Here is a 19,074-nt window from a genome sequence, read left to right as displayed (position 1 = left end):
GTGTAACAAGGAGAATCCGCGGTGTACGATTCGCCACTGTCAAAGGTTCATTGCCAGGGTGTTTCATCAGACCGGTAATTCCCAAGGAGTGTTGATTTGAATCAGGCCAATGTGCGTGCTGTAGGCGTGATCGGGTTGGGCTATGTCGGGCTGCCGCTCGCACTGCGCTTCGCCGAAGCAGGCATCCGGGTGTTGGGCTTCGACATCGACGCAGCGAAGGTCCGCGCCATCGGCGAAGGCCGAAGCTACATCAAGCACATTGGCGACGAGGCGGTGCAGCATGGGTGCAGTCTGGGATTCTCAGCGACTTCCGACTTCTCTCGCGCGAGCGAAGTCGATGCGGTGATCATATGTGTCCCGACGCCGCTCAATGCGCATCGCGAGCCCGACATGCGCTTCGTGATCGGCACCACGGAAGCGCTGGTGCCCCATCTTCGGGCCGGTCAGTTGATCTCGCTCGAAAGCACGACGTATCCCGGCACCACGGAAGAAGAACTTCGGCCGCGCATCGAATCGCGAGGCTTCAAGGTCGGCGAGGACATTTTTCTCGTCTTCTCGCCCGAGCGCGAAGACCCGGGCAATCCCCACTTCCGAACCCAGACCATCCCCAAGGTCATCGGTGGCAGCACGCCGGCCTGCCTCGCTGCCGGCGTCGCGCTCTACGGCCGCGTGATCGACAAGGTCGTACCCGTCAGCTCCACGCGAGCCGCGGAAATGACCAAGCTTCTCGAAAACATCCACCGGGCCGTCAACATCGGCTTGGTCAACGAGATGAAGATCATCGCCGATCGCATGGGCATAGACATCTACGAAGTCATCCGTGCAGCGGCAACCAAACCCTTCGGTTTCGTCCCCTACTACCCCGGCCCGGGCCTCGGCGGCCATTGCATCCCGATCGACCCCTTCTACCTGAGCTGGAAGGCGCGGGAGTTCGGCGTCAACACACGCTTCATCGAACTCGCCGGCCAGGTCAACAGCGACATGCCGCTGTGGGTGATCCAGAAGGTGAGCGACGCGCTCAACGAACGCGAACGCGCCGTGAAGGGCAGCCGCATCCTGGTCCTTGGCATCGCCTACAAGAAGAACGTCGACGACATGCGTGAATCGCCAGCCGTCGTGCTCATGGAATTGCTCGAGGCACGCGGCGCGATCGTGGCCTACGCGGACCCGTGGGTGCCCGTGTTCCCGACCATGCGCGAGCATCACTTCGACCTCTCGAGCGTCGAGCTCACGCCCGAGTCCGTGGCTTCGTACGACGTGGTGCTGGTGGCAACGAATCATGATGTGTTCGACTACCCGATGATTCAGGCGAACGCCAAGCTGATCGTCGATACGCGTGGCGTCTACCTGGAGCGGGCGTCCAACGTCGTGCGCGCCTGAGCCCGCTTCATCCGCCAAGTCTCGTCGCTATACTGCGGTCGTCACGTCATAAAAAGGCGTGATCGGGATTGGCGTMCCAAAGCACCGCTGCGACACAAGCCGCAGTCTTACCGCAGAGGGTCTGCGGCTTTGTCGTTCGTGCCACCATTTTCTGGCGGCTCGGACGGGGAGCCGCAAGGCTCGCCGGTTCGCGCAAGCGGTGCCCGGTACGCCAACCTGTTCGAGTCGCCGCCACCAATTGGCGTTGGGGGCGGCGGTCGCAGCAATTCGCACCGCTTGGAGCCCATCATGGCAAAACCCCCTCTCGCACCCGCGCACTCCCCCGCAACCCCCGCCCAAAGCCGCGCCATCGACGTCGCCGACCGTTTGGGCGACCTGAAAGACGTCTACCGCGCCAGTGTCTGCCTCGAACGTTTCATCCGCCCCTTTCACCTGCGCGAGCATGACGAATTCAGCGCCACGCCGGCGGAACTGGGCGCTCTGGTGGCAGCCGTCAATGCGGAGTTCGAGCACCGCATCCAAGCCATCGATGCCGCCTGCGATGCGCTGCAGAAGGTGCTGCGCAAGGCGGCGCGCAAGGCCTTGAAAGCAAAGGCGAAAGCCCAATAGTCGCGCTGCCGCATCTCAATCAATCGCCGGCACTTCCCGCCAGTTCAACAACCTCACCGCGGTCCCTGCTCCCGTCTGCACCCCGACCCGGCGAAGTTCCCCTTGAACGTCGCCCGAAATCAGCCTCACTCGGCTATCGACGCCCAGGAACTTCAAATCGGTGATCGCCGCCGAATTGCTCACATAGGACAGTGTTCCCTCCGGCGTCAACGCTGATTTGCCCGAGCCGAAGTTGACGGCGTAGATCCGGCTCTGCCCCGACGGGCTGCAGGCGTTGCCGGTCGTCAGCAGCGACGAGAACGCCACGATGCCGCTGTAGGCCGTCGGATTCGAGACCGCGCGCCAGGCGACGCTGTTGGTGCTGCCAAGATCGATGTACCAACCGACCTTGTTGGCGAAATCGAGAGCTGTCGCGCTGATCAGGTCATCGACGCTGATACCGGTCAGGTTCGCTCGGGTCAGCGGATAGGACACGCCCGAAGGCAACCCGCTCGAAGTGCCGAAGGCCGTTGCGGTGCCGTCGATGAAGGCATAGAAGGTCTGGCTTCCGCTGGTGTTGATGTCGATCGTGTCCAGCAGCTGTCCGGTCCCGAACATGACATAGCGCTTGCGCGTTTTCGGGTCGATTTCGACCAGCGGCTGCGACGTGATGGGCTGCGCGTTCCCGCCCGTCGCCGCGTCGGCCACCGTCGCCAGCAGCAGCGGCGCCGGGTAGCTGCCGGTCGTCGCCCTGACATCGAAGCGCCACATCTGACCGTTCAGGTCGCCGGCGTAGATCGCATCGGCCGTGCCGTCGGTGAAGTCCTTGATGTAAGCCGTGGCCTGTGCCAGGCCCGGCGCGGCCGTTGCCGTCGCCACCTTTTCGAGCAAGTTGCCGTTGCGCGGGTCGACGAAATAGATGTAGCCGGTGGTGCTGGCGTTGCCGTCGACGTAGCCGGAGGTGAAGACCACCACCCAGCCGTACTTCGGCGTCTTGATCACCAGCGGTGCACCGAAGCTGTAGCCCATGGTGCTGTCGGTGAACTCCCAAAGCACCTTGTCCTTCACGATCGCCTCGGTCGTCATGCCCGCGGGATTGGTCACATCGATGGCATAGAAGCTCTTGCCGCCCTTGCCCAGGCCGCCGATGACCACCGTGCGCCAGTCGGAGTTCGTCGCGTTCGTAGTGGTCTTGACGCCGGCCGCATAGTTGAAGTCGATGTCGAAGGCCAGCGGCGTCGCGTCGACGTAGTAGCGATGCTCGTAGTCGGGGTTGCCAAGTTGGGCCAATCCGTTGACCGTGGGCGTTGCCGGATCGCTGGGGCCGCTGAACAGGGCGCTCGGCACATAGGCGAACTGTTCCTTGCCCGCTTCCGAGCCGCTCAGGGCACCGTTGAAGGCGTGCATCATCCCGTCGTTCGCGCCCACATAGACCATGGTCGGGCGTGTCGCCCAGGTTGTCTTGAAAGTCGCATACCCAGGATTGATCGATTCGGAGTACCGCATCGAGGGCGGAGCTACAGGCGTGACCTTCGCATTCACGATATCGCCGAGTAGCGCGAGGCGCTGCCGGTAGGGGCGCGACGTGGCGGCCGCAGTCTTTTCGTTGCTCCGATCGCCGCGCAGGTAGTTGAGGTAGTTGGCGCTGTCGTCGGTCGCCGCGGGCGTGTCCCACGGCGTGTTCAATGTTGCTTTCAGCCCGGCCGGAAGGCTCCCCGCCCGGAATGGAACACCGAGCCTCGTCGCGCCGTCCCAAGTGGCGATGCGGCGTCCGGTGTCCCATCCGGTGCCGGCCAACTGGGCTTCGTAGGTCGTCGCGCTGCTCCATACTGCGGTCGACGATGGCGTGCCGTCGCTCGCAAAGGTGATGTTGCTGGCCGTCAGCACGCCGCTCCAGCCGTTCGAATCGTATTGCGAGGCATACGATGCCGCGCCCGTGGACGACACCTGGACAGTGGAGAGCGAGAAGGACGTGGTGTAGGCCTTGATGGCGTTCGCGATGCTGGCGAACGCCCGGGTCAGGCCATCGACCATCTGGTCGGGCCGTCCTGCAGTGAAGTAGTTGTCAGGCCGAGCCTGGACGGTGTTCGTTCGCACGTCGGTGAGCGTCTCGCCGCTCGTGGACCACCAGGTCTGGGGAATGTTGCCGACGAAGTTATACGGATCGTAGTCGCCCGGCACCTTGAGGCCGCCGAACTTCGCTGCAAGGTAGAACTGGTTGTTGGCCTGGAATGACTGCTCCAGCACGTCGACCCAGTAGGTCTGGACCGTCTGCTTGCCGATCGTCTTTGCAACCCCGGTGACGTCGGGACGAATGTCGGTGGTGTTCGCGTCGTACGCAAGACCGGCGATATACGCGGAGTTGTTGCGCCCGCTGTAGTCGTTGGTGCTGCCGATGTTGCCCAGTCCCTGGAGCGCCCCGACCTTGTTGGTGGCGGTGACCGCATTCACCGGATCGGTCGCGAATTCGGCGGGCATGGCCGGTTCGCGTGTCCTGTAGTCGGTGTTGCCAGGCACGTTCTTGTCGACGTGGGTGTAGATGTCGCCGATGCCGAGCACGAAGTTGCGCTGGCACGAGTACTGGATCGGATCGTCCCAGTTGGTGACCACCGGAAAGCCATCAAGCATCCGGGTCTTGGCCGCTGTGTCGGTGGTTCCAAGGTTGCTCCACGACGGCACATTGCCCAGGTTCTTGTAGTAGCGAAGCACCGAGTAGTACATCTCGCTGACCGGGTCATAGTCCTTGTAGTTGCCGGGAATCAGCTGCCCGAACTTGTTCAAGTAGTTGATGACGCCGCTGTCCTGGATGGTGATGCCGGTCGCGGTGGTCGTATTGCTCGCATCGGTCGGGTTCGGGTTGCGCACGAACTGGCCGGTGGTCGAACTCCACTCCTTCTGACCATTGTCCGTGTCGGGCAGGCCGGGTTGCGGCTGGTTGGGGCCGACGAATTTCTGGCTCGCGCGCATGACGCCGCCGTCGCGCTGGTCGCTGCTGTCGTTCAGGTAGCCGAAGGCGCTGAACCGCATGCGTTGGGAGTATTTCTGAATCAAGCCTTCAGGCTTGTAGTTGTTTCCGTATTTCTGGCAGTTCGATTCGAGGGTCAGGCCGGCGATCGGCGCGCAGACCTTCACGCGCATCGTGTAGTCGACGGACGTGCTGCCGGTGGTGAAGGTCGAGTAGTCGCTACTCGAGGGTTTTTTCCATTGGAACTGAAGCTGGGCGCCCCCGTTGCCCTGGTAGAACTCCAGTGTGATGTTGAAGCTCTGCCCCGCGGTCATCGCCACGGCTGCACTGGTGTCTGTCGTCGTGCCGTGATCGGTCCAGTTGTTGATCACCTGGACGTTGTTGACCCAAAGGCGCACGCCGTCGTCCGACAGCGTTCGAAAAAAGTAGTTACCGGCCTCTGGTGCGGTGAATGATCCGGTGTAGCGGGCGGAGAAATAGTTGCCGCTGACGCCAGGTGCCGGGCTCGCGCCATTCCAGATGTGGTTGGCGTCGTCGTTGACTACCGTGGCGGTCGCGCCGCCATAGAAGCCTTTGTACTGGCTGCTCGTGCCTTGGTAATACTCGCCCTTGAGGGGACGGCCTCCCGTCAGGGTCTCGCTGGTGACTCGCATCTTGAAGCCCATGTTCTGGGCCTTGATGAGCACCGAGCTGGCCGCCGTCGTGTTGGGCGTGGCGCCTGCTATTTCAGCGGTCGGCAGGTAGCGGTCGTCGAAGAGGCTGCGATTGCCGTGCCAGCCTTGTTCGAGAATGGTGAGGTCGACGTCGTCGACCACGCGCCGACCCCCCGTCATGGCCCAGCGGAATGGATCGATGGTCGTGGTCCCGGCCCAGTTCAGGAAGTTGCCGCTCCAGTAGCCCGAGCACTTGTGCGCTGTCGCCATCGCGACCGGATTGAAGTAGCTCTTGTCGCCGGTGTTGGTGTCGTTGGGCGTGCTGTCGACCACATACGCGTAGCACTTGTTGGGATCGAAATAGCCGAGGAAAGTGGCGGCGCTGGAATAGTTGTCGGTATGGGCCGTGCGCGAGGCCGTCGGCCATTCGACCGACAGCGCCAGCGCCAGGTTGCCAGGCACGTTGGATGTCGCGAACACCGGTTGATTCGCCAGGCTGGCCGCGCCGATGACTCCATGGGCGCCAAGCAGCATGGCTGCCAAGGCGACGGCGCGGGCAGCACCTGCGCAGCTCGATGAGAGTTTTTTCATGATGAGCCTGCTGGCTTTCTTAGAGATCGGGCTTGGTGAACGAAGACTGCAGGAAGACCTGCGTGTTCCGCGGGCCGTCGACCCGGATGGTCAATCGGTAGATCAGGGAGGAAGGTGGCGGCAAATCGTCCTTCGCGCGCTGGCTGCTGCCCCCGAGAACCTGCGTTGTGAGCGGCGCGTAGACGCATCCCTTGGCGCCCAATGACGCCGGCGTCCCGACGTCGTTGCACATGCGGTCGATGAGGTAGCGGATGGTTACGGCGTCGTTGTCGTTGCCGATCTTCTTGCTCGCCTTGGCGTCGTATGCCGTGTTGCTCAGCAGGGCGGTGGGAATGCCCCGGTCGTTGACCGGCAGGGTCGTCGCGCTGTAGTTCTCGGCCTTCATGTCCGCCGTGTCGGCCGATCCGGCCAGGGCGCCGGTCTTGAACAAGGTCATGACCTGTGCCGCGGCCAGTTCGCCGCGATTGACCAGATCCCGCTTGAAAGCGAGGTTGCCGGCACTGAAATACGACGAGTTCATCGAGCGCACGACTGCGACGCCACCGGCCAGCAGCACGACCAGGATGATCAGGCAGAACAGCAGCACGACGCCGCGCTCACGCGGGCGCCGCAGGGCAATGGGTGTCGTCATGTGGTTGGCAGCAACAACACGTTGCGCAAGGGGATGGTGAACTCGACCACGCGATGGCGATAGTTCTGCTCATCGGCGCTGATGGGAATGGTTTTGTGCAGCGATGCTGCGAGGTCGCCGAAGACGGTGATGGCAGCCGGGGCAACCTTGTTTCCGCTGGCGTCGGCCTTTTCCTGCTGGCTGCTTCGCAGGACCAGGGCGATGCGGACCGCCGCGATGCTGCGGGCGGTCAGCGGCGTCGTCATGACGTTGTTGACGTAGTAGGGGTCGGTGGCGGTCGTGGAGGGTGCCACCCAGCCGGTGAAGGCGCCGGTGGTCGGATTGACCATGCCGTAGAGCGCATTCATGCGCACCACGCCTTCGACGATCGCCTGCGGGGCGTCGCTGCCGTTGCTGTTCAGCAGGTCGTAGCTGAAGAGGGTGCGGTTGTCGCCGATGCCGAACAGCTGGAACTGCATGTCGGTGGCGCCGACGTTGCCGAGCGGCGTGAAGTACGCCGCCCCGCTGTCGGCCATCGTTCCGAGTGCCGCATTGCCGGCCTTGAAATAGGTGCCGCCGAGCAGCAATGCGTCGTTGTTGGCGGTTGCGAGAACGCTGTTCGCGCCGTTCACCTGTTCGAGATAGCAGTCGGTCGTACCGACCTGGCTGATGAGCGCCATGTCGCCGTTGGCCAGGCCGATCGTGTTGTCCAGACGGAACGTGTCGTAGTCGGTATTCATCGAGCGGATGGCGCGCGGTACGGCCCCCGCGGCGCCGTTCCCGCCCATCACTGCGATCACATCGGACGATCCGTCGATGCCTTGCTGCGCGCCGATGAGGACCGGTGCGACCCGCAGATTCGCACTGCCGGCGGCGCCGCCGAGAAAGCCTTGGAATGGCGCCGGAAATGCAGTCGCACGCGGCAGGATGGCCGCATTGGCGCGGCTCACATTCAGCTTGCAGCCGAAGATGCCGAGGTCCCACGACTGCGTGAAACCTGAACCGGCGCTGCGCATCGCGCGATCGAGCAGGTAGGAGCCATAGGCACCCGACTGGCCCATGTCGTTGGTCGACAAAGTCGTGCGCTTCTGGGCCTCGCCGAAGGTGACGGCGCTGGTCACGGCCAGCGTGACGATCAGGCCGATCACGACCGCCACCATCAGTTCGATCAGGGTCATGCCGCGCTGTAGCTGCGGGCCGCGCGCCTCGTGGATGTTCGGCTTCATGGGATGATCACCTTGGTAACGAGTGTGCTGTCCTGTACCACGGTCCGGCTCGGCGCCCGCCAGGTGATGAGGATGTCCGCCGAGTGGTCGACGGCATCGGCCGTGACCGTTCCCACTCCCCCCGGAAGCCCGCCGCCGGTCGCATTCGCCACCTTCAACTGCCAACTGGCGAGGGTGTCCGCCGGCACCGTCAGGGAGTTGTTCAGCCACATGGTGGTCGCGATCTCATTGGCGAGCATCGCGGCGCGGTTGCGGTCTTCCGCGTCGGTCGAATAGCTGATGGCGCGGGCCTGCAGGCCGATCAGGCCCAGGATGCCGAAGGAGAACAGCAGGATGGCGACCAGCACTTCGAGGAGGGCAACGCCGCCCTGGCGGCCGGCTCTTGGGGCTCTTGGGATAGTGGGGCGTGGCATGGTCATGGGCAGCCGTCCGGGTGATCGCTCGACAGGGTCTTGGCCGGGTCGCAGAGGCGCACCTGGCCTCCCAGGGCCACCGTCACGCGCAGCGGCCGATCGACGCCAGCCACCGCGTCGGTGTAGGAGATGTCGTAGGTCTGCATCGGCGGCGTGTTGGTCGGCAAGATGCATTCGCCGGCGTTGGTGCCCGGATCGGAGTTGGCCACCAGCCGCCCGATGGAGTTGAAACAGATCGATTGCGGCCCGGTGATGGTGATGGAGGAATCCAGTTCGGCGATCACGCCCGCCTCGATGAAATCGCTGGTGTCGGTCGTGAGTCGCTTGACCGTCTTCGCCGCCCAATTTTTTCCGCTCGTCTTCGCGGTGTAGGTGCTCGTGGTCGGCTTGTCGTCGGTGAGCGAGAACACGACCTGATAGCTCCTGCGCAGGGCCTCGGCCTGCGCCAGCCGGATGCCATCCTGCAGGGAGTCGCTGGCAGCGCGCAGCCGGCTGTTGCGAATCCAGGTGCTCATCGCCGGCATCGCGAGGCCGAGCAGGACGGCCATCACCACCAACGTGACCATCATCTCGATGATGGTGAAACCCGCGACGCGAGGCGCGGCGCGATGCTTCAACACGTCTGGCCCTTCTTCATGATCCAGGAGGTGGCGCAGGTGTTCCAGCCGGAACCGGCCGGTACCTGCGTGGTGGCGCGCACGTTCGCCTGATCGATCGTGTAGACGAAGCCGGCTGTCGCGCCGCTGCCGGTGGCGGCCAGTGTGTAGGTGGTTGCGGTGGGATCGACGGAGCAGCTGAGGGTGAAGGTGCCCACCTGGCGCTGGGCAGCGTCCACCTGGCAAGGCGTCGTGTACGAGCCCACCGTGATGTACGTCCGGTTGTCCTGAAAGAACCGCTCCATGTTGGCACGCATGGTCGCCAGCCCCGAAGTGGCGTCGACCACCTGCCCGCGTCGGATGTAGTCCGAGTACGCCGGGATCGCGACGGCCGCGAGAATGCCAATAATGGCCACGGTGATCATGAGTTCGATCAACGTGAAGCCACGCAGGTGACGACGGCGCTGGAACGTGTATTGCACTGAGATGCCCTTGATGCGTGTTGACGAACGTGACAAATTGTCACCAAAGCGGCGCTGAACACCCGACCGCTCGTCAGCGTCTTCCCTCCTTCTGTCGCCGCTGAGTCAAAAAGTGTGAGCTTTTTCATAACGAGACGCGGTCGTTTAGCTTAGCAATTCGTGCATTCATCGTAGGTGAGCAATCACTGCGGAATCCATTTCAATTGTGTCGACGTCGCTGATTGCCCTGGTTTTTCTCTTTCCGTTTGCAGCGGGGCCCTCGGTCAGCGTGTGGCAACAACTGGCTGCGTGGATCGGCGTGGCGCTTTTGGCCGTCGTGGGACCGAGGGCGCCGCTGGCGCGGCCGTTGGTCGTCTGGCTCATGGCCGCGGGATCGGCGCTGGTCTTGGGGCACCTGGGTGCAGAAACGCCGGACGGTGGGCCAGTCGTTGCATTGGCGGCGATCGCGATGGCCGCCACTGTCGGCGCAGGTATGTCCCGGTCGCAGTCGCGGAGTTCGCTGCCACTCGGTCTCCTCATCGCCGGCCTCCTCAACGCCGTCCTCGGCCTCCTCCAGTACTACGGCTGCGCCGAGCCCCTGGTCCCCTGGACCACCGCCCCCGAACCGGGCCAGGCCTACGGCAACCTGCGCCAGCGCAACCAGTTCGCCTCGCTGATCAACATGGCGCTGATCGCGGCCCTGTGGCTGTACGCCGTGCACGGTCGCCGGCTCCGCGCCGCCCTGGCACCGGCCGCCCTGCTGCTGCTCGTCGCCGCCGCCGCCGCGACCTCCCGCACCGGCCTGCTTCAACTGCTGCTGATCGCCGGCACCTCCGTCTTTCTGGCCTGGCGCGAGCGCCGGCGCGGTCCTGCGCGGCCACTCCGCCTTCCGCACCCCTTGGTCCTCGTCGCGCTGGTGCTGGCCTATTTCACAGCCTCCTGGCTGCTGCCCCACCTCGCCGGCCCCGAGGTCGAAGGCATGCTGGCCCGCCTGCGCGACGGCGCGCCGGACGCCCACAGCCGGCTCGTGCTCTGGCGCAACGTCATCGACCTGATCGCCGTGCATCCCTGGGCCGGCTGGGGCTGGGGCGAGCTGAAGTTCGCCCACTACAGCACGCTCTATGCCGGTCCGCGCTTCGTCGAGATCCTCGACAACGCCCACAACCTGCCGCTGCACCTCGCGGTCGAGCTCGGCATTCCGGCCGCCCTGCTGGTCTGCGGCGGCTTCGGCTGGCTGGTGTGGTCCGCCCGTCCGTGGCGCGAGGCCGACCCGGCCCGGCTGATGGCCTGGGGCCTGCTGGCCGTCATCGTCCTGCACAGCCTGCTCGAATACCCGCTGTGGTTCGGGCCGTTCCAGCTCGTCTTCGGGCTGTGCCTGGGCTTCCTCTGGCCGGCACCGGCAGCGGCCGCGGCGCCCCCGCGATCGCCCCGGGTCCTGCCGCTGGCGGCGCGTGCCGCCCCGATGGCCTGCGCGCTGGCCCTGATGGCCGTGGTCTGCTACGCCTCCTGGGACTACACCCGAATCAGCCAGGTCTATCTGGCGCGCGGCCAGCGGCTGCCGGCGTACCGCGACCACCCGCTCGACCAGGCGCAGCGCTCGCTGCTCTTCGAGGCACCGGTCGCCTTCGCCCGGTTGACGCTGACGCCGGTCGACCTCGCCAACGCGGCCGAGATGCATGCGCTGGCGCAGCGCGTGCTGCACTACTCGCCCGAGCCATCGGTGATCGTCAAGCTGATCGACAGCGCCGTGCTGCTGGGCGAGGCGGACGAGGCGGCCGCCCAGGCCGCGCGCTTCAAGGCGGCCTTCCCGCACGAATACAGCCGCTGGCTCGCCGGCCTGCCACTGGCCGACGACGCGGCCGAACAGCCTCAGTCCGCCACGTAGCTCCCAGACGTGCCCCCGTGCTTCTCCAGCACGTGCACGTCGTTGATGCGCATCCCGCGGTCGACCGCCTTGCACATGTCATAAATGGTCAGCAGCGCCACCTGCACGGCGGTCAGCGCCTCCATCTCGACGCCGGTCGGCCCCACGGTCTCGACGGTCGCGGTGCAGGCCACCTGCGGCGCGCCGCCATCGGCCAACGCAAAGGCCACCGCCACGCGGGTCAGCGCCAGCGGATGGCACAGCGGGATCAGGTCGCTGGTCTTCTTGGCGGCCTGGATGCCGGCGATGCGCGCGATGCCGAGCACGTCGCCCTTCTTGGCGGTGCCCGATTCGATCAGCGCCAGGGTCGACGGCATCATCTCGATGCGGCCGGTCGCCACGGCCACGCGGTGGGTCGCGGGCTTGGCCGCCACGTCGACCATGTGCGCCTGGCCCTGGTCGTCGAAATGGGTGAGAGAACTCATTGTGTGAACGTTCCGCTGAGTGCAGCATCATACGAGCCCGAGCCATGGACGAGGAATGCCACGCTTGACTCCCACCGACCCATCCCTTCCCCCCGCGGCGCGGCGCGCCAGACGCCTCCTGCGCGGCCTGTGCGCCGGCCTCCTGATGGCCGCCCAGGTCGCGCTGCCGCTGCGCGCCCAGGCCCAGCTGCCCGGCATGGGCGATGGCGGCGAGATGACCGCCGCCGCCGAACGCCACCTGGGCGACCAGATCGCCCGCGAGCTCTACCGCGACCCGGACTACCTCGACGACCCGGTGCTGGTCGAGTACGTGCAGGACATCTGGCAGCGCCTGCTGGCGGCGGCGCGCGTGCGCGGCGAGCTCACGCCCGAACTCGACGAGCGCTTCGCCTGGACCATCCTTTTGGGCCGCGACCGCACCATCAACGCCTTCGCGCTGCCGGGCGGCTACCTCGGGCTCAATCTGGGGCTGCTGGCTGTGGTCGGCAGCCGGGACGAGCTGGCCACCGTGCTCGGCCACGAGCTGTCGCACGTCACGCAGCGCCACATCGCGCGCGTCATGGCCAAGCAGAGCCAGCAGCTGCCGTTGATGCTGGCGGCCATGGTTCTCGGGGTGATCGCGGCCAGCAAGAGCCGAAGCGGCGATGCCGGCCAGGCCATGATCATGGGCAGCCAGGCGGCCTTTATGCAGAACCAGCTGAGCTTCTCGCGCGACATGGAGCGCGAGGCCGATCGGGTCGGCTTCGGCGTCATGACCCAGGCCGGCTATGCGCCGCAGGGCGCGGCGGCGATGTTCGAGAAGCTGCAATACGCCGCCCGGCTCAACGACAACGGCTCCTACCCCTACCTGCGCAGCCACCCGCTCAACAGCGAGCGGATCGCCGACATGCAGGGCCGGTTCCAGTTCAAGCCCGGCAACGCGGCCGCACTGCCGCTGCTGATGGACCACGCCATGATCTCCGCCCGCGCCCGGGTGTTCACGCGCCCCGGCGTCGACGTGCTGCGGCAATGGGTCGATGCGGCCGGGGCCGGCGAGTTCGCGCGCAGTTCGCCGGCGCAGCAGGCCGGCACGCTCTACGCGGCCGCGCTGTCGGCCAGTGAACTGCGCGACTTCAAGGCGGCCCGCTCCCTGGTCCAGCGGCTGGTCGCGCGCACCGCCGGCGATGCGCCTTCGGCGCGGCTGGCGCGCCTGCTCTCGGCCGAGATCGAACTTGCAGCGGGCGCGCCGCAGGCGGCCGCGGCGCTGCTCGATCCGAAGGCCAAGGACCGCCCCGAAATGCTGCTCGCGGCGCAGGTCGCAGTCGCCACCCACGCCCCGGCGCCGATGATCCCGCCGCTGCGCGACTGGGTTGCGACCCATCCGCGCGACGCCACGGCCTGGCGCATGCTGGCCAACCTGTACGGCGCCAACAACGAGCCGGTCAGCGCGATCCGCGCCGACGCCGAGTCCAACGTCGCCACGCTCGACCTGGCGGCCGCGCGCGATCGATTCAAGGCGGCGCAGGACCTGGTGCGCAAGCCCGGCTCGGTGCCGATCGACCACTACGAGGCGTCGATCATCGACACCCGCGCCCGCGCGGTGGACGCGCTCCTCAGGGAGCAGGCCGCCGAGGAAAAGCGGCCACCCAGGTAGCGGCCGCGCAGCGCGCGGGCCTCAGGCCTGCTTCGAGAACAGTCCGCCGAGCGCGGACTCGATCACCACGCCGAGCAGCGAATAGATCAGCGAGCCGACCAGCGCAGCAAAGAAGCTGTTGACATGGAAGCCCGACAGCAGGCCCGACGCCGCCCAGAAAAGCAGGGCGTTGATGACGAACAGGAACAGGCCCAGCGTGACGATCGTGACCGGCAAGGTCAGCACCACCAGCACCGGCCGCACGAACATGTTGAGCAGCCCGATCACGGCCGCCGCCAGCAGCGCCGAGGTATAGGTGCTGACCTGGACCCCGCTGTAGAGATAGGCCACCGCCAGCAGCGCCAGCGCGCTCAGCAGCCACTTGATGAGAAGTCGCATCAGGTGCGCGGCGGTCCAGGCTACTCGGAGAGTTCGTTGGCCAGCACCAGCAGCGCGCCCATGCCCACCATCGCGCCGGGCAGCGCCCAGCCCGAGTGGCCGGCCGGCGCGACATCGGGCGCCACGGGCTCGAGGTCGACGCCGATCTTCGGTCGCCGGGCGTCGACCACCCGCGCCGCGCCGTGCTCCAGCTTCAGGCGCTGGGTCAGCTCGGGGAGCGGCCCCTTGGCCAGCACCGGCATCACCGGCGCGCCGCCGTGCGTGAGCACGGGCAGCAGCTGCTCCTGGACCTTGGCGAACCACTTGGCACGCCAGTTCTCGCGGGCACTGTGGCTCACCCACTTGCTGATGCGGCGGGTCATGCGCGGGGCACACGCCACGAGCACCCATGCGCTCACCTCGGCGCCGCCGGCCGCGGCGGGAGGCCGGGCGAGGAATTCGCGCGCGTAGGCCGCGTCGTCCACGTACAGAATGACCTTTTCCATGGTTGCTCCTTCTTGGGTTGGTTGGAGTGGGAGAGACATCGACGGAAGAAATCGCTTCAGGCGGCGACCGTTTCGGCCGGCTTCGGGCGCCGCGAGGCCACCCACTTGCCGATCACCAGCACCAGCAGCGCACCCATGACGCCGGCCGCGTAGCGCACCACGTCGCTCTGCGGCAGCTTGGGCACCCAGGTCCAGGCGGCCGGATTGGCCACCGACGGATCGGACACCGCCATGGTGCCGGCGATCCAGCCGAGCAGCATGCCGCCCAGGGTGATGATCAGCGGGAAGCGGTCCATCAGCTTGATGACCAGCTGGCTGCCCCAGACGATGATCGGGATGCTCACGAGCAGGCCGAAGACGACCAGCGGCATCTGGTGGCCTTCGCCGGCGCCCTGCGCGGCGCCAGCGATCGCGATCACGTTGTCGACGCTCATCACGAGGTCGGCCACGATCACGGTCTTGACCGCGGCCCAGAGCTTGTCGCTGGCCGCGATGTTGCCGTGGGCGTCGTCATGCTCGGGCGCCAGCAGCTTGACGCCGATCCACAGCAGCAGGATGGCGCCGGCCAGCTTCAGGAACGGAATCGCCAGCAGCGTGAGCGCGAAGAAGATCAGGACCACGCGCAGCACGATGGCGCCCGCGGTGCCCCACAGGATGCCCTTGGTGCGCTGGGCCGGCGGCAGTTTGCGGCAGGCCAGTGCGATCACGACCGCGTTGTCGCCACCCAGCAGGATGTCGATCATGATGATCTGGCCGACCGCGACCCAGAATTCTGGGGTTAGAAATTGCTCCATGAAGTCCTCTCTGATTTCGTTTCACTTCCGCTCGCGTGGATCGGTGGAGGCGTTGACTTGAGAGAACGGAGTTCCGGGAAATGCAACGCTTCGATCAAAACCGCGAGGGCTTGTATCGAAGGTCTTGCATGACAGCACGCGGCTGCCCGACAGGCCGGAAGTTTTTTGCTTCGTATTGACGACCTGGCGAACCCACTCCCTCGGGAGCAAGTGGGAGCTACTCCCCTTCGTGGCCGGAATTAGAGCATCGAGGGCGGGGTGTTGCAACCGGACTCGTCCGAGTCCTTAAAGCGAAAGAGCCTGGATGCCCCGTGAATCTGGAAGTTGATGCTATTGATTTGATAGCATTCAATTCCTTCAACGAGTGCGGGCCATTGCCCGGACTATGATTCGCGCTCGCTTTTTTTCGTCTGTCCATGGCCGCCATTCACATCACCGACATCGAGGCCGCCATCAACTACTGGCGCGAGAGAAAACCCTCGCCCGACGGCATCACGCTGGCGCCCGAACTGCGCGCGCTGGCCGAGGTCTACGCGCTGATGGTGTTCCACCACGAGGACGAGGTCGACGAGGTCGGCTTTCCCGCCAAGGCCTGGGCCGCCTGGCTCGCCTGGTACCAGACCACGCCCGACACGCCCTGCATCGCGATCTGCTCCACCAGCCAGGGCGACGACCAGTGCAAGGGCTGCGGGCGCAGCTTCGACGAGGTCCAGCACTGGCCCGCGATGACACCGGCCGAGAAGCGCTCGACCTGGCGCCGCATCACGATGCAGGACACCGCCTGGCGCTTCAACAAGTACGCCGAGCGCGCCCGGGAGGCCAGCCAGGTCCGGGCCGACGAGGCGCCGCCGCCCGATCCCGCGGGCTGAACAGACGCCATGCGCCGCCTCGCCCAAGCCCCCAACCTGGCGCTCGCCACGCTGTGGGTGCAGATGCTGCGCGACGATGGCGTCGACGCCTCGGTGCAGCGCGAGTATCTGGGCGCTGCCGCCGGGCAGTTGCCGCCTGATCAGTGCCTGCCGGAAATATGGATCGAGGACGACGCCCAGTTCGAGCTCGCCGAGCGGCTGCTGCATGCGCTCAGGCACCGTCCGCAGCGCCGCTGGGAGTGCCGCTGCGGCGAACTGGTCGAGGGCGGCTTCGACCAGTGCTGGCGCTGCGGCGCCCCGATGCCCTAGGCTGAGCGCGCCCTGCTAGCGCAGCCTCACGGGCTCGATGTCGATGCTGCGGCTGCCGTCGCCCAGCATCAGCGTGCCTTCCTGGATCGTTGCCTGCAGCTGCATCGAGCGCTGCGCCAGCGCCGCCAGCGACTGCGAAGCCGCCGTCGGCACCCGGAACACCTGCAGGTTCTGCGGCCGGGTCAGCTTGTTCTCGATGCCGCGCCACCAGATCTCGGCCGCGTGGTTGAAGCAGTAGACGATCACCGAATCGGCCTTGCCGCAGGCCTTGATGACCGGCTTGTCCTCGGGCTGGCCGACCTCGATCCAGAGCTTCACCTGGCCGGTGAAATCGCGCAGCCAGACATCGGGCTCGTCGGGATTCGACAGGCCGGCGCCGAAGGCCAGCGTGCCGTCGCCGTTGCAGACGTCCTGCAACTGGTGGGCATTGAGCGCCAGCGCGACCAGCCGGATCATCATCCGCTCGTCGGTCTCGCTGGGGTGGCGCGCCAGGGTCAGCGCGTGGTCGGCGTAGTAGTTGTGGTCGATGTCGGCGACCGCGAGACTGGCCTTGAAGATGGTGGATTTGAGTGCCATCAGATTCGCCGCCGGGCCGCCCCAAGGCGAATCAGCCCCCTCGGGGGGCAGCGAGGACACGAAGTGCCGAGCGTGGGGGCCTTCATGCCCGCCGGGCCAGTTCGGCTGCTTTTCCGATGTAGCTCGCCGGGGTCATCGCAAGCAAGCGGTCCTTCTCTTCCTGCGGAATCTCCAGCGAGCGGATCAGCCCGTGCAGCGCCTCGGCCGTCACCGTCTTGCCGCGCGTGACTTCCTTGAGCTGCTCGTAGGCGCCCTGCACGCCGAAGCGGCGCATCACGGTCTGGATCGGCTCCGCCAGCACTTCCCACGAGCGGTCGAGGTCCTGGGCCAGCGCCTCCTCGTTGAGCTCGAGCTTGCCCAGCCCGGTCGCCAGGCTGGCATAGGCCAGGGTGGCGTAGCCGAAGGCGACGCCGATGTTGCGCAGCACCGTGCTGTCGGTCAGGTCGCGCTGCCAGCGGCTGATCGGCAGCTTCTCGCTCAGGTGGCGCAGCACCGCGTTGGCCAGTCCCAGGTTGCCCTCGGCGTTCTCGAAATCGATCGGGTTGACCTTGTGCGGCATCGTCGAGGAGCCGATCTCGCCCGGCTTCAGCCGCTGCTTGAAATAGCCCAGGCTGACGTAGCCCCAGATGTCGCGCGAGAAGTCGACCAGGATGGTGTTGGCGCGCGCCACGGCGTCGAACAGCTCGGCCATGTAGTCGTGCGGCTCGATCTGGATGCTGTAGGGCTGGAAGCTCAGGCCCAGGCCGAGCGGCGCGGGCGTCTCGACCACCTTGCGGCTGAAGGCTTCCCAGTCGAAATCGGGCCAGGCGGCCATGTGGGCGTTGTAGTTGCCGACCGCGCCGTTCATCTTGCCCAGCAGCTGCACGCCGGCGATCTGCGCGCGTGCCTTGGCGAGGCGCACCGCGACGTTCGCGAGTTCCTTGCCGACCGTGGTCGGGCTCGCGGTCTGGCCGTGGGTGCGCGACAGCATCGACACGCCGGCGAACTTGCCGGCCATATCGCGCAGGGTGGCGATCAGGCCGTCGATGGCCGGGAGCATGACCTTTTCGCGCGCGGCCTGGATCTGGAGCGCGTGGCTGGTGTTGTTGATGTCCTCGCTGGTGCAGGCGAAATGGACGAACTCGGAGGCCGCCAGCAGTTCCGGGCGGGCCTCGAACTTGGACTTGATCCAGTACTCGACCGCTTTCACGTCGTGGTTGGTGGTCTTTTCGATCTGCTTGATCGCGACCGCGTCGGCTTCCGAGAAGTTGGACACCAGGCCGAGCAGGTACTTTCGGGCGCCGCCCGTGAGGGGCTTGAATTCGGCGAAGCCGCAGTCCGAGAGGGCGATGAACCAGGCCACCTCGACCTGCACGCGCCGGTGCATGTAGCCCTGTTCGCTCATCAGCGGACGCAGCGCCGAGAGCTTGGCCGCATAGCGGCCGTCGAGGGGGGAAAGGGCGGAGACGGTGGAGAAACTCATGGGCCAATTTTAGGTTGCGGCACGCCCGAAGCAATTTCGCCGGGCTTCGCCCAGCATTCCGTGACGCGCATTCCCCTAGAATCAAAGCGCTACAACGATGACCCAGATGGGGGAGTGCCTGCATGAAACTGATCGGATCCGCTGCCAGCCCGTACGTGCGCAAGGTGCGCGTGGTCATGGCCGAGAAGCGGCTCGATTACCAGTTCGTGATCGAAGACGTCTGGTCTGCCGATACCACGATTTCCAGTTCCAACCCGCTCGGCAAGGTGCCCTGCCTGATCATGGACGGCAGCGAGGCGATGTTCGATTCGCGGGTGATCGTCGAGTACCTCGACACCCTGTCGCCGGTCGGCAAGCTGATCCCGCAGCAAAGCCGCGAGCGCGCCGAGGTCAAGACCTGGGAGGCGCTGGCCGATGGCGTGATGGACGCCGGATTGCTGCTGCGCATGGAGGCCACCTGGGTGCACCGCGCCGACAGCGAGCGCAGCCAGGCCTGGATGGACCGCCAGCGCGGCAAGATCAACAACGGCATCGCCGCCATGGCCAAGGGCCTGGCCGACAAGCCCTTCTGCAGCGGCATCCACCTGAGCCTGTCCGACATCGCCGTCGGCTGCGTCCTGGGCTGGCTCGACTACCGCTTCCCCGAGATCGACTGGCGCGCCGACCACGCCAACCTGGTGAAGCTGTTCGACAAGCTCATGCTGCGCCCCAGCTTCGCCGACACCAAACCCTGACC

The 19,074-nt window shown here is 66.0% G+C and carries 20 protein-coding genes; 7 read left to right on the top strand and 13 right to left on the bottom strand.

Going from position 1 to position 19,074, the window contains the following annotated elements; translation table 11 throughout:
- Positions 1-96: 96 nt before the first annotated feature.
- On the top strand, positions 97-1,380 hold the full coding sequence (locus tag AC1DF3_RS26905) for a nucleotide sugar dehydrogenase (protein WP_478141446.1): 1,284 nt from the start codon (positions 97-99) through the stop codon (positions 1,378-1,380).
- 276 nt (positions 1,381-1,656) lie between these two features.
- Complete coding sequence (locus tag AC1DF3_RS26900) at positions 1,657-1,989, top strand: hypothetical protein (RefSeq protein WP_478141445.1); 333 nt, start codon at positions 1,657-1,659, stop codon at positions 1,987-1,989.
- Between the two features lie 15 nt (positions 1,990-2,004).
- Here the strand turns inward: AC1DF3_RS26900 and AC1DF3_RS26895 are convergent, their stop codons facing one another.
- The 7 genes from AC1DF3_RS26895 to AC1DF3_RS26865 all read right to left on the bottom strand — a co-directional run bounded on the left by AC1DF3_RS26895 (position 2,005) and on the right by AC1DF3_RS26865 (position 9,867).
- Positions 2,005-6,177 (bottom strand): PilC/PilY family type IV pilus protein, encoded by a 4,173-nt coding sequence (locus AC1DF3_RS26895; RefSeq protein WP_478141444.1) that lies wholly within the window; start codon positions 6,175-6,177, stop codon positions 2,005-2,007.
- A gap of 19 nt (positions 6,178-6,196) precedes the next feature.
- Positions 6,197-6,808, bottom strand: a complete 612-nt coding sequence (locus tag AC1DF3_RS26890; RefSeq protein ID WP_286533381.1) for a pilus assembly PilX family protein — start codon at positions 6,806-6,808, stop codon at positions 6,197-6,199.
- Positions 6,805-8,013 (bottom strand): PilW family protein, encoded by a 1,209-nt coding sequence (locus AC1DF3_RS26885; protein ID WP_478141443.1) that lies wholly within the window; start codon positions 8,011-8,013, stop codon positions 6,805-6,807. Before AC1DF3_RS26885 ends, AC1DF3_RS26890 begins: the two co-directional genes overlap by 4 nt.
- Positions 8,010-8,432: a type IV pilus modification protein PilV gene (gene pilV, locus AC1DF3_RS26880; protein WP_286533383.1), complete on the bottom strand. Its 423-nt coding sequence runs from the start codon at positions 8,430-8,432 to the stop codon at positions 8,010-8,012. The genes AC1DF3_RS26885 and pilV overlap by 4 nt, the downstream gene beginning before the upstream one ends.
- Positions 8,429-9,046 (bottom strand): pilus assembly FimT family protein, encoded by a 618-nt coding sequence (locus AC1DF3_RS26875; protein ID WP_286533385.1) that lies wholly within the window; start codon positions 9,044-9,046, stop codon positions 8,429-8,431. Before AC1DF3_RS26875 ends, pilV begins: the two co-directional genes overlap by 4 nt.
- Positions 9,040-9,504, bottom strand: a complete 465-nt coding sequence (locus AC1DF3_RS26870) for a type IV pilin protein (RefSeq protein WP_286533386.1) — start codon at positions 9,502-9,504, stop codon at positions 9,040-9,042. The genes AC1DF3_RS26875 and AC1DF3_RS26870 overlap by 7 nt, the downstream gene beginning before the upstream one ends.
- A 165-nt stretch (positions 9,505-9,669) precedes the next feature.
- The gene (locus tag AC1DF3_RS26865; protein WP_478141442.1) at positions 9,670-9,867 is read right to left on the bottom strand and encodes a hypothetical protein; all 198 of its coding nucleotides are present in this window, start codon (positions 9,865-9,867) and stop codon (positions 9,670-9,672) included.
- Positions 9,868-9,976: 109 nt separating this feature from the next.
- On the opposite strand from AC1DF3_RS26865, the gene AC1DF3_RS26860 reads away from it, so the two are divergent.
- A complete protein-coding gene (locus AC1DF3_RS26860) occupies positions 9,977-11,368 on the top strand; it encodes a PglL family O-oligosaccharyltransferase (RefSeq protein ID WP_478141441.1) in 1,392 nt (463 codons plus the stop codon).
- Here AC1DF3_RS26860 and moaC read toward each other — a convergent pair.
- Positions 11,353-11,832, bottom strand: a complete 480-nt coding sequence (gene moaC, locus AC1DF3_RS26855; RefSeq protein WP_286533388.1) for a cyclic pyranopterin monophosphate synthase MoaC — start codon at positions 11,830-11,832, stop codon at positions 11,353-11,355. The two genes, AC1DF3_RS26860 and moaC, sit on opposite strands and share 16 nt — an antisense overlap.
- Positions 11,833-11,887: 55 nt before the next feature.
- Here moaC and AC1DF3_RS26850 point away from each other — a divergent pair, with 55 nt between their 5' ends.
- The gene (locus AC1DF3_RS26850; protein ID WP_478141440.1) at positions 11,888-13,465 is read left to right on the top strand and encodes a M48 family metalloprotease; all 1,578 of its coding nucleotides are present in this window, start codon (positions 11,888-11,890) and stop codon (positions 13,463-13,465) included.
- A gap of 21 nt (positions 13,466-13,486) precedes the next feature.
- Here the strand turns inward: AC1DF3_RS26850 and AC1DF3_RS26845 are convergent, their stop codons facing one another.
- From AC1DF3_RS26845 to AC1DF3_RS26835, 3 genes are read right to left on the bottom strand one after another with little or no spacing between them, the layout of a single operon-like run.
- A complete protein-coding gene (locus AC1DF3_RS26845) occupies positions 13,487-13,843 on the bottom strand; it encodes a phage holin family protein (RefSeq protein ID WP_286519753.1) in 357 nt (118 codons plus the stop codon).
- Positions 13,844-13,863: 20 nt separating this feature from the next.
- Positions 13,864-14,328: a hypothetical protein gene (locus tag AC1DF3_RS26840; protein ID WP_286533389.1), complete on the bottom strand. Its 465-nt coding sequence runs from the start codon at positions 14,326-14,328 to the stop codon at positions 13,864-13,866.
- Between the two features lie 56 nt (positions 14,329-14,384).
- Positions 14,385-15,122 carry a TerC family protein gene (locus AC1DF3_RS26835; protein WP_478141439.1) on the bottom strand — a complete coding sequence of 246 codons (738 nt, stop codon included), beginning with the start codon at positions 15,120-15,122 and terminating at the stop codon, positions 14,385-14,387.
- A 416-nt stretch (positions 15,123-15,538) separates the two neighbouring features.
- Between AC1DF3_RS26835 and AC1DF3_RS26830 the strand changes: the two genes are divergently transcribed.
- A complete protein-coding gene (locus AC1DF3_RS26830; protein ID WP_286533392.1) occupies positions 15,539-15,991 on the top strand; it encodes a DUF3717 domain-containing protein in 453 nt (150 codons plus the stop codon).
- Between the two features lie 9 nt (positions 15,992-16,000).
- The gene (locus AC1DF3_RS26825) at positions 16,001-16,300 is read left to right on the top strand and encodes a DUF2007 domain-containing protein (RefSeq protein ID WP_286533393.1); all 300 of its coding nucleotides are present in this window, start codon (positions 16,001-16,003) and stop codon (positions 16,298-16,300) included.
- 15 nt (positions 16,301-16,315) lie between these two features.
- Here the strand turns inward: AC1DF3_RS26825 and AC1DF3_RS26820 are convergent, their stop codons facing one another.
- Complete coding sequence (locus AC1DF3_RS26820; RefSeq protein ID WP_286519759.1) at positions 16,316-16,876, bottom strand: YaeQ family protein; 561 nt, start codon at positions 16,874-16,876, stop codon at positions 16,316-16,318.
- Positions 16,877-16,958: 82 nt separating this feature from the next.
- Complete coding sequence (gene purB / locus AC1DF3_RS26815) at positions 16,959-18,338, bottom strand: adenylosuccinate lyase (RefSeq protein ID WP_478141438.1); 1,380 nt, start codon at positions 18,336-18,338, stop codon at positions 16,959-16,961.
- Positions 18,339-18,460: 122 nt separating this feature from the next.
- Between purB and AC1DF3_RS26810 the strand changes: the two genes are divergently transcribed.
- The gene (locus AC1DF3_RS26810; protein WP_286519761.1) at positions 18,461-19,072 is read left to right on the top strand and encodes a glutathione S-transferase N-terminal domain-containing protein; all 612 of its coding nucleotides are present in this window, start codon (positions 18,461-18,463) and stop codon (positions 19,070-19,072) included.
- Positions 19,073-19,074 lie beyond the last annotated feature (2 nt).

This window comes from Variovorax sp. 10N432 (genome assembly GCF_056394465.1).
This window is presented reverse-complemented; position numbering and strand designations above follow the sequence as displayed.